A 16,393-nucleotide genomic window follows, 5' to 3' on the forward strand; every position below is an offset into this window, starting at 1 on the left:
CTGCCTTCCCGGAAAGGATGTAATAATATATCATTACATCCTTTCTTTTTGTGTGAGGGCAGCGACTTGAAGGTGCGTAACCCGCTCAACCAGTTATGGCATCAAGGGCTTCTGGCGCTATGCTTCAGCCTGTTCATTCTGACATTTCCCCTTCAGGTGCTTCACAAACTCGATGCGCTCACTCAGCCACAACATTCTGAGCAGGACTGCCCCTGTCACCATGCTGTTTCCAATGATTTGCCACCGCCGCAGATAGAGCTTCCTGTCATTCGTCCTGTCGCTCACCCGGTGACCCGATATCGACACCCCCTTTCCGACTGGCTCAATGCCCAAGCGTCTGCCCGGGATCCGCCTGTGTTCTCCCACCCGTTCCACCCTGATTTCACAGTTTAATTTTTTGGGAGTAACACATGCCAACTCAACATTTCCGTGCAGCCAGCTGGCTGCTGATTTCTGCTGCTACCTGCGCCGCTCCGGCCTGGGCATACACACAACATGAAGCACATGTTCATGGTCAGGTTGAACTGAATATGGCGCAGGACGGCAACGATCTGCTGTTAGAGTTCACCGCACCCGCTGCGGATGTCATCGGATTTGAACATCCGCCGGAAACAGAAGCGGAGCAACAAGTGCTGAAAGACGCCATTCTGAAACTGAATCGCCCTGACAACCTGCTGGCTTTAAATGCCGCAGCAGGATGTCAGCTGCATGAACGCCATGTTTCACATACCCTTTCAGAGCACGCTGAAACCCATAGCCATGATCATGACCATGAAAAACACAGTGATCACGATCATGATGAGCACGATCACCATGACCATGAGAAGCACAGCGAGCATGATGAGCATGGTGAGCATGGTGAGCATGGTGAGCATGGTGAGCATGGTGAATTCAGTATTCAGTATACCTATCACTGCGATACCATCGACAAGCTCAACACACTGACGCTCAAGTGGTTCGCTCAGTTCCCGGCAACAGAGAAAATTCAATTGCAAGCGATTACAGCACAAGGACAACAAGCCGCAACGCTTACGGCCAGTCAGACCGAATTTCGTTTCTAAATCAGAATGACTCAAAAAAGGGAGCAATCGCTCCCTTTTTAGGAGAGCAGCATGACAGTAATCCAATTCGATCAGGTACGCTTTCGCTGGCCGGATCAGACTGACGATATCATCAAGATCGCCTCTTTCTCATTGTCTCAGGGCGAAAAAGTCTTTCTTCAGGGGCCAAGCGGCAGCGGAAAATCAACCTTACTCAGCTTAATGGCAGGCATTCATCAACCCTTACATGGTGATATCCGGCTTCTGGGTGAGTCCTTCAGCACTCTTTCTGCATCCAAGCGGGATCGTCGCCGGGCCGACCATGTGGGTTATATTTTTCAGCAGTTCAATCTGCTGCCTTATCTTTCCGTGATAGACAATGTCTTGTTACCCTGCCGCTTTTCAGCGCTCCGAAAAAAGAAAACGAACAATCCTGAACAAGAAGCAAAGCGACTCCTGAGGTCCTTACAGTTACCAGAGTCCTGCCTGTCCCGTCAGGTGACTCAGCTCAGCATCGGACAACAGCAGCGTGTGGCTGCTGCGCGCGCGCTGATAGGGCGCCCGGCATTACTCATCGCCGATGAGCCAACCTCAGCGCTGGATCACGACAATCGCAATCACTTTATCCAACTCTTGATGGACGAATGTGAACAGGCCGGCGCCAGTCTGCTTTTCGTCAGTCACGACCCAACCCTGACCAACGGGTTCGATCGCATCTTGAACCTCAAAGATCTTAACCAATGCGAGTCGGAGAAGCAGACATGAAAACATTGATGCTCCTTGCCTGGCAAAGTTTGCGGAATCGAAAGACGACGGCCATTCTGACCGTGCTGACCATCGCCATTTCGACAACCTTACTGCTGGGTGTGGAAAAAGTCCGGACACAGGCCAAAGCCAGTTTTGCACATACCATCTCGGGAACCGACCTCATCGTGGGTGCGCGTTCAGGCCAGGTAAATCTGTTGCTGTACTCTGTCTTTCGTATCGGCAACGCCACCAATAACATCGACTGGCAGAGTTTCCAGACTTTAAAAGCACACAAAGCCGTTCAATGGGCTATTCCGATCTCACTTGGCGATTCACATCGCGGATTTCGGGTGATTGGCACGAATGAAGACTACTTCAGATATTACCAATATGGTCAGAAACAGCACCTGGCCTTCCGGCTAGGCAGCAGCTTTCAATCTTTGTTCGACACTGTGATTGGGGCAGAAGTCGCTCGAAAGCTCGGGTATCAGATTGGCGATAAAATCATTATTGCCCATGGTATCAGTGATAAAAAATTCACGCGCCACGACAACCTGCCTTTTACTGTCACAGGAATTCTGGCACCTACAGGGACACCGGTTGATCGCAGCGTGCATGTTACTCTGGCAGCCATCGAAGCGATTCATGTCGGTTGGGAATCAGGCGCAAACTTAGGTCACACTCCGGATGCAGCGATCCTGAGCCAGCAAACCTTTCAGCCCCAACAGATCACTGCCGTTCTTTTGGGATTGAACTCCAAAATTCAGACATTTGCCCTGCAGCGCTACATCAATACCTTCCCTGATGAACCGTTAAGCGCCATCATGCCAGGCGTTGCCCTTCACGAACTGTGGGGAATGATGTCTGTCGCAGAGCAGGCCCTCATGGTCGTTTCGGTGTTTGTAGTCATTGCTGGCTTACTGGGAATGTTATCGAGCTTACTGACCAGTCTGAATGAAAGACGAAGAGAAATGGCAATTCTGCGCGCAACCGGCGCCCGCCCCGGCTGGATAGCGGGACTACTTTTTGTTGAAACCACAGCCCTCACTCTGACAGGCATTCTGGCAGGCATGGTGACACTTTATGGTGGATTATTTCTGAGTCACAATTGGCTGCTGGATACATTCGGGCTCTATCTGCCAGTCCAGGCGCCCAGTTCCTATGAATGGCTGCTGATGGGAATGATTTTAAGCGCAGGTATGCTGACCAGCCTGATCCCTGCATTCCGTGCGTATAGACTGTCACTCGCCGATGGCATGACCATTCGGATTTAAGGAGAAAACATGAAGCTTGTTGTCATTCTGCTGTATTGCTGGCTGCCTTTCGTGGCCAGCGCACAAGAAACGCTCACCCTCGACTGGATTGATCTGATCCCGAAAAAAGAACGCCAGCTATTTGACCAGCAAGGTATGCCTTTCGTCGATCATGAAAACAATCAGGCCGCTTTGCAAAAACGTATGGGGTCTGTCCGTCCAGAGTTGGATGGCAGTACAGTCAGAATTCCCGGCTTTGTCATCCCTTTGGAAGGGGACGAAAATACGATCACCGAGTTTTTACTGGTGCCTTACTTTGGCGCATGCATTCATGTGCCGCCGCCGCCACCCAATCAGATTGTTTACGTAAAATTTCCTAAAGGCGCACCAGTTCAGCAACTCTGGGATGTTGTCTATGTGGTAGGAAAGTTAAATGTACAAACCATAGAGCACGAGTTAGCTGAAACGGGTTACCTGCTCCAAGGCACGCTCATTGAAGAATACGATGATGCCGGATAAATAGCCTTACTGTCTTTTGGCTTATCTTATACATGTGCAGCAAGGTAAGCCAAAATCACGACATACCCAAGTAATAGCAACACTTCTGTTAATCGCTTACTGAATTTTTTCGTCATCAGCCCCTCCTTGATAGCACAGCCTCATCACACCGGGCGACCCATAGATTTAACCATCTATTAACATAAAAGTCACGCCTCTTGCCAAAGATTACGATCAAATGTAAAAACTATAGGTATAACTGTTGAGAGCGAACCTTGTATGCAAACCGAAAGTCAGGCCAGTCATGAGCCAAGCCATGTAGTACCGGTCACGGATAAGAAAAGTCATTCAAAGAATGCGATAAAAAGTAGCCGCTTTCGGGTTCAATCCATCGCCCGTCATAATGATGTAAATGCTCAGATCGACGAAGATCACGATAAAACGCTACAAGAACGCAGTGAAAGCCGCCAACAAAATATACAGAAGCGCCAGCAGCAGAACTTAGAGCGTATCTTCAGGCTTTGTTATGACAACTGCTCAGATGAAACAGCAGGAGAGCCAGACCCTGATTGGATCCATCATTTCATGACCATAGCGCAGAATATCTACAGTCCCGCCATGCAGAAACTATGGAGCCGTATCCTTCGTCAAGAGATTATTAATCCTGGCTCTGTTTCCCTAAAAGCGATGATAACCTTCCAGCAAATGACGCAGCGTGACGCTCAGTTATTTCGACGAGCCTGCTTGTTAGCCTGCCATTTCGGCCAAGACAACAGCAAAAAGCTGCTAACAGGTCTGAAATATCGCTCAGGTTTCCTTCTTAAGCAGTCATCCATCGACAGGCTCAATCTGGGACACTACCACTTACCGTATTCACATTTGCTGGAGCTAATGGGTATGGGGCTGATATTAAATACTGAATTAGAGTCGGGAAAACTCCAGAATGGTATCCCCCTGCCTTTTCATTATCAGGGGAATGATTATCAAATCCAGCCCGCCAAAAATGGCTTAAGCTTGCTATATTACCGCTTTTCTCCTGTCGGCCAGGAGATTGCTCAGCTACTTGGAAATCACCGAAATGAAGAATATAAAATTCATCTGACTGAGCTCCTCAATAAGCATTTTATCGTTACAAGTGAGGCATCTACGTACCATCCTGTAATCTGAGGATATTTCTGATAGTCCTGACCCAGCCCCTCGCAGTGAGGTAGACGGCTTCGTCTACAAGCGGTGGATTAAATACCAAGTAGCAAACAACTCAGCCAATGCTGACTGGGTTTCTTTAATCAGTGGCGGAGGCTGGGGTCGCACACGACCGAGACTTGATGATCCGGCATTCCGGCCCGCGACCAAAGTGCGGCGCACTTTTTGGGCGCCCAGCCTAAGCAATGCATCAGTGACGATCAAACAAAGATTGTGCACACCCAAATAGCAAAAAACCCAGCCATTGCTGACTGGGTTTCTTTAAAAAGTGGCGGAGCGGACGGGACTCGAACCCGCGACCCCCGGCGTGACAGGCCGGTATTCTAACCAACTGAACTACCGCTCCACACGGCAGAAACCAGATTGACTCTGATTTCTAAATAGGAAGCCTGGCGATGTCCTACTCTCACATGGGGAGACCCCACACTACCATCGGCGCTGCTGCGTTTCACGTCTGAGTTCGGCATGGGATCAGGTGGGTCCGCAACGCTATGGTCGCCAAGCAAATTCTTTCTCTACCGCCCTCAGGCGATAAATCACAATCTCGGAAATCTGACTAGTGTTCTCAGCACATCATTCAAGTGCTCATGGAGTCCGTAAAACCCCTTGGGTGTTGTATGGTTAAGCCTCACGGGCAATTAGTACAGGTTAGCTGAGCGCCTCACAACGCTTACACACCCTGCCTATCAACGTTCTAGTCTCGAACAGCCCTTCAGGAGGCTTGAAGCCTCAGGGATGACTCATCTCAGGGCTCGCTTCCCGCTTAGATGCTTTCAGCGGTTATCGATGCCGAACTTAGCTACCGGGCAATGCGTCTGGCGACACAACCCGAACACCAGCGGTTCGTTCACTCCGGTCCTCTCGTACTAGGAGCAACTCCCTTCAATCATCCAGCGCCCACGGCAGATAGGGACCGAACTGTCTCACGACGTTCTAAACCCAGCTCGCGTACCACTTTAAATGGCGAACAGCCATACCCTTGGGACCGACTTCAGCCCCAGGATGTGATGAGCCGACATCGAGGTGCCAAACACCGCCGTCGATATGAACTCTTGGGCGGTATCAGCCTGTTATCCCCGGAGTACCTTTTATCCGTTGAGCGATGGCCCTTCCATTCAGAACCACCGGATCACTATGACCTGCTTTCGCACCTGCTCGAACCGTCATTCTCGCAGTTAAGCGGGCTTATGCCATTGCACTAACCTCACGATGTCCGACCGTGATTAGCCCACCTTCGTGCTCCTCCGTTACGCTTTGGGAGGAGACCGCCCCAGTCAAACTACCCACCAGGCACTGTCCGCACCCCGGATAACGGGGCGACGTTAGAACATCAACACGACAAGGGTGGTATTTCAAGGACGGCTCCACAGATACTGGCGTACCTGCTTCGAAGCCTCCCACCTATCCTACACATGTAGGGTCAATGTTCAGTGCCAAGCTGTAGTAAAGGTTCACGGGGTCTTTCCGTCTAGCCGCGGGTACGCAGCATCTTCACTGCGATTTCAATTTCACTGAGTCTCGGGTGGAGACAGCGTGGCCATCATTACGCCATTCGTGCAGGTCGGAACTTACCCGACAAGGAATTTCGCTACCTTAGGACCGTTATAGTTACGGCCGCCGTTTACCGGGGCTTCGATCAAGAGCTTCTCCGAAGATAACCCCATCAATTAACCTTCCGGCACCGGGCAGGCGTCACACCGTATACGTCATCTTTCGATTTTGCACAGTGCTGTGTTTTTAATAAACAGTTGCAGCCACCTGGTATCTGCGACTCTCAGCAGCTCCATCCGCGAGGGACTTCACCGCCAAGAGCGTACCTTCTCCCGAAGTTACGGTACCATTTTGCCTAGTTCCTTCACCCGAGTTCTCTCAAGCGCCTTGGTATTCTCTACCCGACCACCTGTGTCGGTTTGGGGTACGATTGCTTATTATCTGAAGCTTAGAGGCTTTTCCCGGAAGCATGGCATCAATGACTTCATCACCGTAGTGACTCGACATCGGGTCTCAGCCTTAGTGCAGAACCGGATTTGCCTAATTCTGCAGCCTACACCCTTGAACCAGGACAACCGTCGCCTGGCCCACCTAGCCTTCTCCGTCCCCCCATCGCAATAATAAGCAGTACGGGAATATTAACCCGTTTCCCATCGACTACGCCTTTCGGCCTCGCCTTAGGGGTCGACTTACCCTGCCCCGATTAACGTTGGACAGGAACCCTTGGTCTTCCGGCGAGGGGGTTTTTCACCCCCTTTGTCGTTACTCATGTCAGCATTCGCACTTCTGATACGTCCAGCATGCCTTACAGCACACCTTCAACCGCTTACAGAACGCTCCCCTACCCAATACGATAAATCGCATTGCCGCAGCTTCGGTGTATCACTTAGCCCCGTTAAATCTTCCGCGCAGGCCGACTCGACCAGTGAGCTATTACGCTTTCTTTAAATGATGGCTGCTTCTAAGCCAACATCCTGGCTGTCTGAGCCTTCCCACATCGTTTCCCACTTAGTGATACTTTGGGACCTTAGCTGGCGGTCTGGGTTGTTTCCCTCTCCACGACGGACGTTAGCACCCGCCGTGTGTCTCCCGGATAGTACTTACTGGTATTCGGAGTTTGCAAAGGGTTGGTAAGTCGGGATGACCCCCTAGCCTTAACAGTGCTCTACCCCCAGTAGTATTCGTCCGAGGCGCTACCTAAATAGCTTTCGGGGAGAACCAGCTATCTCCAGGTTTGATTGGCCTTTCACCCCTAGCCACAAGTCATCCGCTAATTTTTCAACATTAGTCGGTTCGGTCCTCCAGTAAGTGTTACCTCACCTTCAACCTGCCCATGGCTAGATCACCTGGTTTCGGGTCTAATCCCAGCAACTGTACGCCCAGTTAAGACTCGGTTTCCCTACGGCTCCCCTATACGGTTAACCTTGCTACTGAAATTAAGTCGCTGACCCATTATACAAAAGGTACGCAGTCACACCACGAAGGTGCTCCTACTGCTTGTACGTACACGGTTTCAGGTTCTTTTTCACTCCCCTCACAGGGGTTCTTTTCGCCTTTCCCTCACGGTACTGGTTCACTATCGGTCAGTCAGGAGTATTTAGCCTTGGAGGATGGTCCCCCCATGTTCAGACAGGATAACACGTGTCCCGTCCTACTCGTTTTCACGCTTAAAGCATCGTCGGTTACGGGGCTGTCACCCTGTATCGCGGCCCTTTCCAGGGACCTTCACCTGACACTAAAAACGCTTAAGGGCTAATCCGGTTTCGCTCGCCGCTACTGCCGGAATCTCGGTTGATTTCTCTTCCTCGGGGTACTTAGATGTTTCAGTTCCCCCGGTTCGCCTCACCAGGCTATGTATTCACCTGATGATAACTGCTTATGCAGCTGGGTTTCCCCATTCGGAAATCGGTGACTCAAGTGGCTCTTACTGCCTCATCACCGCTTATCGCAAGTTAGTACGTCCTTCATCGCCTCTGACTGCCCAGGCATCCACCGTGTACGCTTAGTCACTTAACCATACAACCCCAAGAGGTTTCGTATGTTCAAACAACCAAGGTTGTGTCTCTGACAAAGAGACAATTGGTTTATTCGCCGGACTCATGTTGTCTTCACCGCAGTGAACACAACGAACACAAGACACTTGAATGTGTATTGCTTGAGAACTCTGTTTCTTTCGAAACAGTTGTATTCAATCTCTAGGATTGAATTTACTAGTCAGCTTTCCAGATTGTTAAAGAGCATGTGAATTATCGACAGATAACCACTTTGTAACCACACTCACCCTGTGCAAGGGAATGTACTTAAAGAGTGGTGGAGCTAGGCGGGATCGAACCGCCGACCTCTTGCATGCCATGCAAGCGCTCTCCCAGCTGAGCTATAGCCCCGTCTTTCTGGGTCTCTTTCCAGAGGAAAGAGTGGTGGGCGATACCGGGCTCGAACCAGTGACCCCCTCCTTGTAAGGGAGGTGCTCTCCCAACTGAGCTAATCGCCCACAGTATTTTTACATTCCCGTGGCAGGAATGGTGGGTCGTGCAGGATTCGAACCTGCGACCAATTGATTAAAAGTCAACTGCTCTACCAGCTGAGCTAACGACCCGTGGCGTCCCATAGGGGAGTCGAACCCCTGTTACCGCCGTGAAAGGGCGGTGTCCTAGGCCTCTAGACGAATGGGACTCTAATTCTGTCAGCGAAACATCTTCGCTAATTCGTACCCATGCTGTTGGGCAGCATGAGTGGCTCTCTACATTTCGACCAGGCAATCTGTGTGGACACTGCGTCAGCGACACAGTCTTTAGGTAAGGAGGTGATCCAGCCCCAGGTTCCCCTAGGGCTACCTTGTTACGACTTCACCCCAGTCATGAACCACACCGTGGTAAACGCCCTCCCGAAGGTTAAGCTATCTACTTCTGGTGCAGCCCACTCCCATGGTGTGACGGGCGGTGTGTACAAGGCCCGGGAACGTATTCACCGTGGCATTCTGATCCACGATTACTAGCGATTCCGACTTCATGGAGTCGAGTTGCAGACTCCAATCCGGACTACGACGTACTTTGTGGGATTCGCTCACTATCGCTAGCTTGCCGCCCTCTGTATACGCCATTGTAGCACGTGTGTAGCCCTACTCGTAAGGGCCATGATGACTTGACGTCGTCCCCACCTTCCTCCGGTTTATCACCGGCAGTCTCCCTGGAGTTCCCACCCGAAGTGCTGGCAAACAAGGATAAGGGTTGCGCTCGTTGCGGGACTTAACCCAACATTTCACAACACGAGCTGACGACAGCCATGCAGCACCTGTCTCAGAGTTCCCGAAGGCACCAATCCATCTCTGGAAAGTTCTCTGGATGTCAAGAGTAGGTAAGGTTCTTCGCGTTGCATCGAATTAAACCACATGCTCCACCGCTTGTGCGGGCCCCCGTCAATTCATTTGAGTTTTAATCTTGCGACCGTACTCCCCAGGCGGTCTACTTAACGCGTTAGCTCCGAAAGCCAGTGTTCAAGACACCAACCTCCAAGTAGACATCGTTTACGGCGTGGACTACCAGGGTATCTAATCCTGTTTGCTCCCCACGCTTTCGCATCTGAGCGTCAGTCTTTGTCCAGGGGGCCGCCTTCGCCACCGGTATTCCTTCAGATCTCTACGCATTTCACCGCTACACCTGAAATTCTACCCCCCTCTACAAGACTCTAGCCTGCCAGTTCCAAATGCGATTCCGAGGTTGAGCCCCGGGCTTTCACATCTGGCTTAACACGCCGCCTGCATGCGCTTTACGCCCAGTAATTCCGATTAACGCTCGCACCCTCCGTATTACCGCGGCTGCTGGCACGGAGTTAGCCGGTGCTTCTTCTGCAGCTAACGTCAAAGATGGCATCTATTAAACACCAACTCTTCCTCACTGCTGAAAGTGCTTTACAACCCGAAGGCCTTCTTCACACACGCGGCATGGCTGCATCAGGGTTTCCCCCATTGTGCAATATTCCCCACTGCTGCCTCCCGTAGGAGTCTGGACCGTGTCTCAGTTCCAGTGTGGCTGATCATCCTCTCAGACCAGCTAGGGATCGTCGCCTAGGTGAGCCGTTACCCCACCTACTAGCTAATCCCACCTGGGCCAATCTTAGCGCGCGAGGCCCGAAGGTCCCCCGCTTTGCTCCGTAGAGATTATGCGGTATTAGCCATCGTTTCCAATGGTTATCCCCCACACTAAGGCATGTTCCCAGGCATTACTCACCCGTCCGCCGCTCGCCGCCCATCAACGCACCCGAAGGATTGTTGATGTCGCTGCCGCTCGACTTGCATGTGTTAGGCCTGCCGCCAGCGTTCAATCTGAGCCATGATCAAACTCTTCAATTAAAGTTTTGTTGCCTTCCCGAAGGAAAGCGGCTCAGTGATTACTGATGTTCCAACCGAAGTTGAAACGAATTGACTGTGCCGGTAACCCTTTTATAAAAAGTGCTACCAATTGGTCACTCAGTTCACTGATAAATCTTTGATGACTGTATCATTGTCGAGTGCCCACACAGATTGCATGGTCAAATTGTTAAAGAACGTTGACTTTCAATGCGTTAGCACTGTGTGCTTCCGCCAGTCAGGACGCGTATAATACGCTTCCCTCGTTTCAAGTCAAGACAAAATTTTCATCTTTTTTCATCCCGGTCTGTCCCGGCCTGAAAGCAAAAAACTCTGTGTTGACTCCGCTCCCACCCGAAGGTCGGGAGCGAAGAAAAAGCCCGTCGCCGGACGGACTTTTCAAATAGGGAGCCTGGCGATGTCCTACTCTCACATGGGGAGACCCCACACTACCATCGGCGCTGCTGCGTTTCACGTCTGAGTTCGGCATGGGATCAGGTGGGTCCGCAACGCTATGGTCGCCAAGCAAATTCTGTTTGAAAATATCCCGCTGGTTATAAAGCCCGCTATCAGCGTTAAGTTGCTCTCTCGTTCGGTCATTTAGCGAACTAAACTCCCTCTCTCGACTCACAACTTGCCTTGCTATCGAACTTTATCCCGGCGCTACCTGAGCAGATGGGATATTTTCACAATTCTGGAAAGTAACTAGTGTTCTCAGCACAACATTCAAGTGCTCATGGAGTCCGTAAAACCCCTTGGGTGTTGTATGGTTAAGCCTCACGGGCAATTAGTACAGGTTAGCTGAGCGCCTCACAACGCTTACACACCCTGCCTATCAACGTTCTAGTCTCGAACAGCCCTTCAGGAGGCTTAAAGCCTCAGGGATGACTCATCTCAGGGCTCGCTTCCCGCTTAGATGCTTTCAGCGGTTATCGATGCCGAACTTAGCTACCGGGCAATGCGTCTGGCGACACAACCCGAACACCAGCGGTTCGTTCACTCCGGTCCTCTCGTACTAGGAGCAACTCCCTTCAATCATCCAGCGCCCACGGCAGATAGGGACCGAACTGTCTCACGACGTTCTAAACCCAGCTCGCGTACCACTTTAAATGGCGAACAGCCATACCCTTGGGACCGACTTCAGCCCCAGGATGTGATGAGCCGACATCGAGGTGCCAAACACCGCCGTCGATATGAACTCTTGGGCGGTATCAGCCTGTTATCCCCGGAGTACCTTTTATCCGTTGAGCGATGGCCCTTCCATTCAGAACCACCGGATCACTATGACCTGCTTTCGCACCTGCTCGAACCGTCATTCTCGCAGTTAAGCGGGCTTATGCCATTGCACTAACCTCACGATGTCCGACCGTGATTAGCCCACCTTCGTGCTCCTCCGTTACGCTTTGGGAGGAGACCGCCCCAGTCAAACTACCCACCAGGCACTGTCCGCACCCCGGATAACGGGGCGACGTTAGAACATCAACACGACAAGGGTGGTATTTCAAGGACGGCTCCACAGATACTGGCGTACCTGCTTCGAAGCCTCCCACCTATCCTACACATGTAGGGTCAATGTTCAGTGCCAAGCTGTAGTAAAGGTTCACGGGGTCTTTCCGTCTAGCCGCGGGTACGCAGCATCTTCACTGCGATTTCAATTTCACTGAGTCTCGGGTGGAGACAGCGTGGCCATCATTACGCCATTCGTGCAGGTCGGAACTTACCCGACAAGGAATTTCGCTACCTTAGGACCGTTATAGTTACGGCCGCCGTTTACCGGGGCTTCGATCAAGAGCTTCTCCGAAGATAACCCCATCAATTAACCTTCCGGCACCGGGCAGGCGTCACACCGTATACGTCATCTTTCGATTTTGCACAGTGCTGTGTTTTTAATAAACAGTTGCAGCCACCTGGTATCTGCGACTCTCAGCAGCTCCATCCGCGAGGGACTTCACCGCCAAGAGCGTACCTTCTCCCGAAGTTACGGTACCATTTTGCCTAGTTCCTTCACCCGAGTTCTCTCAAGCGCCTTGGTATTCTCTACCCGACCACCTGTGTCGGTTTGGGGTACGATTGCTTATTATCTGAAGCTTAGAGGCTTTTCCCGGAAGCATGGCATCAATGACTTCATCACCGTAGTGACTCGACATCGGGTCTCAGCCTTAGTGCAGAACCGGATTTGCCTAATTCTGCAGCCTACACCCTTGAACCAGGACAACCGTCGCCTGGCCCACCTAGCCTTCTCCGTCCCCCCATCGCAATAATAAGCAGTACGGGAATATTAACCCGTTTCCCATCGACTACGCCTTTCGGCCTCGCCTTAGGGGTCGACTTACCCTGCCCCGATTAACGTTGGACAGGAACCCTTGGTCTTCCGGCGAGGGGGTTTTTCACCCCCTTTGTCGTTACTCATGTCAGCATTCGCACTTCTGATACGTCCAGCATGCCTTACAGCACACCTTCAACCGCTTACAGAACGCTCCCCTACCCAATACGATAAATCGCATTGCCGCAGCTTCGGTGTATCACTTAGCCCCGTTAAATCTTCCGCGCAGGCCGACTCGACCAGTGAGCTATTACGCTTTCTTTAAATGATGGCTGCTTCTAAGCCAACATCCTGGCTGTCTGAGCCTTCCCACATCGTTTCCCACTTAGTGATACTTTGGGACCTTAGCTGGCGGTCTGGGTTGTTTCCCTCTCCACGACGGACGTTAGCACCCGCCGTGTGTCTCCCGGATAGTACTTACTGGTATTCGGAGTTTGCAAAGGGTTGGTAAGTCGGGATGACCCCCTAGCCTTAACAGTGCTCTACCCCCAGTAGTATTCGTCCGAGGCGCTACCTAAATAGCTTTCGGGGAGAACCAGCTATCTCCAGGTTTGATTGGCCTTTCACCCCTAGCCACAAGTCATCCGCTAATTTTTCAACATTAGTCGGTTCGGTCCTCCAGTAAGTGTTACCTCACCTTCAACCTGCCCATGGCTAGATCACCTGGTTTCGGGTCTAATCCCAGCAACTGTACGCCCAGTTAAGACTCGGTTTCCCTACGGCTCCCCTATACGGTTAACCTTGCTACTGAAATTAAGTCGCTGACCCATTATACAAAAGGTACGCAGTCACACCACGAAGGTGCTCCTACTGCTTGTACGTACACGGTTTCAGGTTCTTTTTCACTCCCCTCACAGGGGTTCTTTTCGCCTTTCCCTCACGGTACTGGTTCACTATCGGTCAGTCAGGAGTATTTAGCCTTGGAGGATGGTCCCCCCATGTTCAGACAGGATAACACGTGTCCCGTCCTACTCGTTTTCACGCTTAAAGCATCGTCGGTTACGGGGCTGTCACCCTGTATCGCGGCCCTTTCCAGGGACCTTCACCTGACACTAAAAACGCTTAAGGGCTAATCCGGTTTCGCTCGCCGCTACTGCCGGAATCTCGGTTGATTTCTCTTCCTCGGGGTACTTAGATGTTTCAGTTCCCCCGGTTCGCCTCACCAGGCTATGTATTCACCTGATGATAACTGCTTATGCAGCTGGGTTTCCCCATTCGGAAATCGGTGACTCAAGTGGCTCTTACTGCCTCATCACCGCTTATCGCAAGTTAGTACGTCCTTCATCGCCTCTGACTGCCCAGGCATCCACCGTGTACGCTTAGTCACTTAACCATACAACCCCAAGAGGTTTCGTATGTTCAAACAACCAAGGTTGTGTCTCTGACAAAGAGACAATTGGTTTATTCGCCGGACTCATGTTGTCTTCACCGCAGTGAACACAACGAACACAAGACACTTGAATGTGTATTGCTTGAGAACTCTGTTTCTCTCGAAACAGTTTGTATTCAATCTCTAGGATTGAATTTACTAGTCAGCTTTCCAGATTGTTAAAGAGCATGTGAATTATCTTTCAATAACCACTTTCTAAAGGCTTTCAGCGTCAGAGAATCGATCCAACAACAATTAAGCTATTGAATCTGCGTATCCGTGCAGAAAGTATTTAGAGAGTGGTGGGCGATACCGGGCTCGAACCAGTGACCCCCTCCTTGTAAGGGAGGTGCTCTCCCAACTGAGCTAATCGCCCACGGTATTTTTTCATTCCCGTGGCAGGAATGGTGGGTCGTGCAGGATTCGAACCTGCGACCAATTGATTAAAAGTCAACTGCTCTACCAGCTGAGCTAACGACCCGTGGCGTCCCATAGGGGAGTCGAACCCCTGTTACCGCCGTGAAAGGGCGGTGTCCTAGGCCTCTAGACGAATGGGACTCTAATTCTGTCAGCGAAACATTTCCGCTAATTCGTACCCATGCTGTTGGGCAGCATGAGTGGCTCTCTACATTTCGACCAGGCAATCTGTGTGGACACTGCGTCAGTGACACAGTCTTTAGGTAAGGAGGTGATCCAGCCCCAGGTTCCCCTAGGGCTACCTTGTTACGACTTCACCCCAGTCATGAACCACACCGTGGTAAACGCCCTCCCGAAGGTTAAGCTATCTACTTCTGGTGCAGCCCACTCCCATGGTGTGACGGGCGGTGTGTACAAGGCCCGGGAACGTATTCACCGTGGCATTCTGATCCACGATTACTAGCGATTCCGACTTCATGGAGTCGAGTTGCAGACTCCAATCCGGACTACGACGTACTTTGTGGGATTCGCTCACTATCGCTAGCTTGCCGCCCTCTGTATACGCCATTGTAGCACGTGTGTAGCCCTACTCGTAAGGGCCATGATGACTTGACGTCGTCCCCACCTTCCTCCGGTTTATCACCGGCAGTCTCCCTGGAGTTCCCACCCGAAGTGCTGGCAAACAAGGATAAGGGTTGCGCTCGTTGCGGGACTTAACCCAACATTTCACAACACGAGCTGACGACAGCCATGCAGCACCTGTCTCAGAGTTCCCGAAGGCACCAATCCATCTCTGGAAAGTTCTCTGGATGTCAAGAGTAGGTAAGGTTCTTCGCGTTGCATCGAATTAAACCACATGCTCCACCGCTTGTGCGGGCCCCCGTCAATTCATTTGAGTTTTAATCTTGCGACCGTACTCCCCAGGCGGTCTACTTAACGCGTTAGCTCCGAAAGCCAGTGTTCAAGACACCAACCTCCAAGTAGACATCGTTTACGGCGTGGACTACCAGGGTATCTAATCCTGTTTGCTCCCCACGCTTTCGCATCTGAGCGTCAGTCTTTGTCCAGGGGGCCGCCTTCGCCACCGGTATTCCTTCAGATCTCTACGCATTTCACCGCTACACCTGAAATTCTACCCCCCTCTACAAGACTCTAGCCTGCCAGTTCCAAATGCGATTCCGAGGTTGAGCCCCGGGCTTTCACATCTGGCTTAACACGCCGCCTGCATGCGCTTTACGCCCAGTAATTCCGATTAACGCTCGCACCCTCCGTATTACCGCGGCTGCTGGCACGGAGTTAGCCGGTGCTTCTTCTGCAGCTAACGTCAAAGATGGCATCTATTAAACACCAACTCTTCCTCACTGCTGAAAGTGCTTTACAACCCGAAGGCCTTCTTCACACACGCGGCATGGCTGCATCAGGGTTTCCCCCATTGTGCAATATTCCCCACTGCTGCCTCCCGTAGGAGTCTGGACCGTGTCTCAGTTCCAGTGTGGCTGATCATCCTCTCAGACCAGCTAGGGATCGTCGCCTAGGTGAGCCGTTACCCCACCTACTAGCTAATCCCACCTGGGCCAATCTTAGCGCGCGAGGCCCGAAGGTCCCCCGCTTTGCTCCGTAGAGATTATGCGGTATTAGCCATCGTTTCCAATGGTTATCCCCCACACTAAGGCATGTTCCCAGGCATTACTCACCCGTCCGCCGCTC

Annotated in this window: 6 protein-coding genes, 8 tRNA genes and 6 rRNA genes; 6 read left to right on the forward strand and 14 right to left on the reverse strand. The window is 51.6% G+C overall.

Annotated features, from left to right (window positions below; all coding sequences use genetic code 11):
* Positions 1-66: 66 nt before the first annotated feature.
* From P4S53_RS22445 to P4S53_RS22470, 6 genes are all read left to right on the forward strand, one after another.
* Positions 67-393, forward strand: coding sequence for a hypothetical protein (locus P4S53_RS22445; RefSeq protein ID WP_337114451.1), 327 nt, complete (start codon positions 67-69; stop codon positions 391-393).
* 17 nt (positions 394-410) lie between these two features.
* Positions 411-1,061, forward strand: coding sequence for a zinc uptake protein ZrgA (gene zrgA, locus P4S53_RS22450; protein ID WP_337114452.1), 651 nt, complete (start codon positions 411-413; stop codon positions 1,059-1,061).
* A 51-nt stretch (positions 1,062-1,112) separates the two neighbouring features.
* Positions 1,113-1,805, forward strand: coding sequence for an ABC transporter ATP-binding protein (locus P4S53_RS22455; protein WP_337114453.1), 693 nt, complete (start codon positions 1,113-1,115; stop codon positions 1,803-1,805).
* The gene (locus tag P4S53_RS22460) at positions 1,802-3,061 is read left to right on the forward strand and encodes an ABC transporter permease (RefSeq protein WP_337114454.1); all 1,260 of its coding nucleotides are present in this window, start codon (positions 1,802-1,804) and stop codon (positions 3,059-3,061) included. The genes P4S53_RS22455 and P4S53_RS22460 overlap by 4 nt, the downstream gene beginning before the upstream one ends.
* Before the next feature lie 9 nt (positions 3,062-3,070).
* Positions 3,071-3,559: a DUF3299 domain-containing protein gene (locus tag P4S53_RS22465; protein WP_337114455.1), complete on the forward strand. Its 489-nt coding sequence runs from the start codon at positions 3,071-3,073 to the stop codon at positions 3,557-3,559.
* A 258-nt stretch (positions 3,560-3,817) separates the two neighbouring features.
* Positions 3,818-4,705: a TIGR03899 family protein gene (locus tag P4S53_RS22470; protein ID WP_337114456.1), complete on the forward strand. Its 888-nt coding sequence runs from the start codon at positions 3,818-3,820 to the stop codon at positions 4,703-4,705.
* A 305-nt stretch (positions 4,706-5,010) separates the two neighbouring features.
* On the opposite strand, the gene P4S53_RS22475 is transcribed toward P4S53_RS22470, so the two are convergent.
* The 14 genes from P4S53_RS22475 to P4S53_RS22540 all read right to left on the reverse strand — a co-directional run.
* Positions 5,011-5,087, reverse strand: a tRNA-Asp gene (locus P4S53_RS22475).
* A 41-nt stretch (positions 5,088-5,128) separates the two neighbouring features.
* Positions 5,129-5,244, reverse strand: a 5S ribosomal RNA gene (gene rrf, locus P4S53_RS22480).
* A gap of 114 nt (positions 5,245-5,358) precedes the next feature.
* A 23S ribosomal RNA gene (locus P4S53_RS22485) occupies positions 5,359-8,248 on the reverse strand.
* A 292-nt stretch (positions 8,249-8,540) separates the two neighbouring features.
* Positions 8,541-8,616, reverse strand: a tRNA-Ala gene (locus tag P4S53_RS22490).
* A 31-nt stretch (positions 8,617-8,647) separates the two neighbouring features.
* Positions 8,648-8,723: transfer RNA gene (locus P4S53_RS22495), tRNA-Val, on the reverse strand.
* A 29-nt stretch (positions 8,724-8,752) separates the two neighbouring features.
* Positions 8,753-8,828 (reverse strand) — tRNA-Lys (locus tag P4S53_RS22500).
* Between the two features lies 1 nt (position 8,829).
* Positions 8,830-8,905, reverse strand: a tRNA-Glu gene (locus tag P4S53_RS22505).
* A 123-nt stretch (positions 8,906-9,028) separates the two neighbouring features.
* A 16S ribosomal RNA gene (locus P4S53_RS22510) occupies positions 9,029-10,580 on the reverse strand.
* Between the two features lie 407 nt (positions 10,581-10,987).
* Positions 10,988-11,103: ribosomal RNA gene (gene rrf / locus P4S53_RS22515) — 5S ribosomal RNA — on the reverse strand.
* 240 nt (positions 11,104-11,343) lie between these two features.
* Positions 11,344-14,233, reverse strand: a 23S ribosomal RNA gene (locus P4S53_RS22520).
* 336 nt (positions 14,234-14,569) lie between these two features.
* A tRNA-Val gene (locus tag P4S53_RS22525) sits at positions 14,570-14,645 on the reverse strand.
* Positions 14,646-14,674: 29 nt separating this feature from the next.
* Positions 14,675-14,750 (reverse strand) — tRNA-Lys (locus tag P4S53_RS22530).
* Position 14,751: 1 nt separating this feature from the next.
* A tRNA-Glu gene (locus P4S53_RS22535) sits at positions 14,752-14,827 on the reverse strand.
* Positions 14,828-14,950: 123 nt separating this feature from the next.
* Positions 14,951-16,393 (reverse strand): 16S ribosomal RNA (locus P4S53_RS22540); the annotation flags it as partial.

This window comes from Photobacterium sp. Hal280 (assembly GCF_037162255.1).
In the GTDB taxonomy this organism is placed as follows: domain Bacteria; phylum Pseudomonadota; class Gammaproteobacteria; order Enterobacterales; family Vibrionaceae; genus Photobacterium.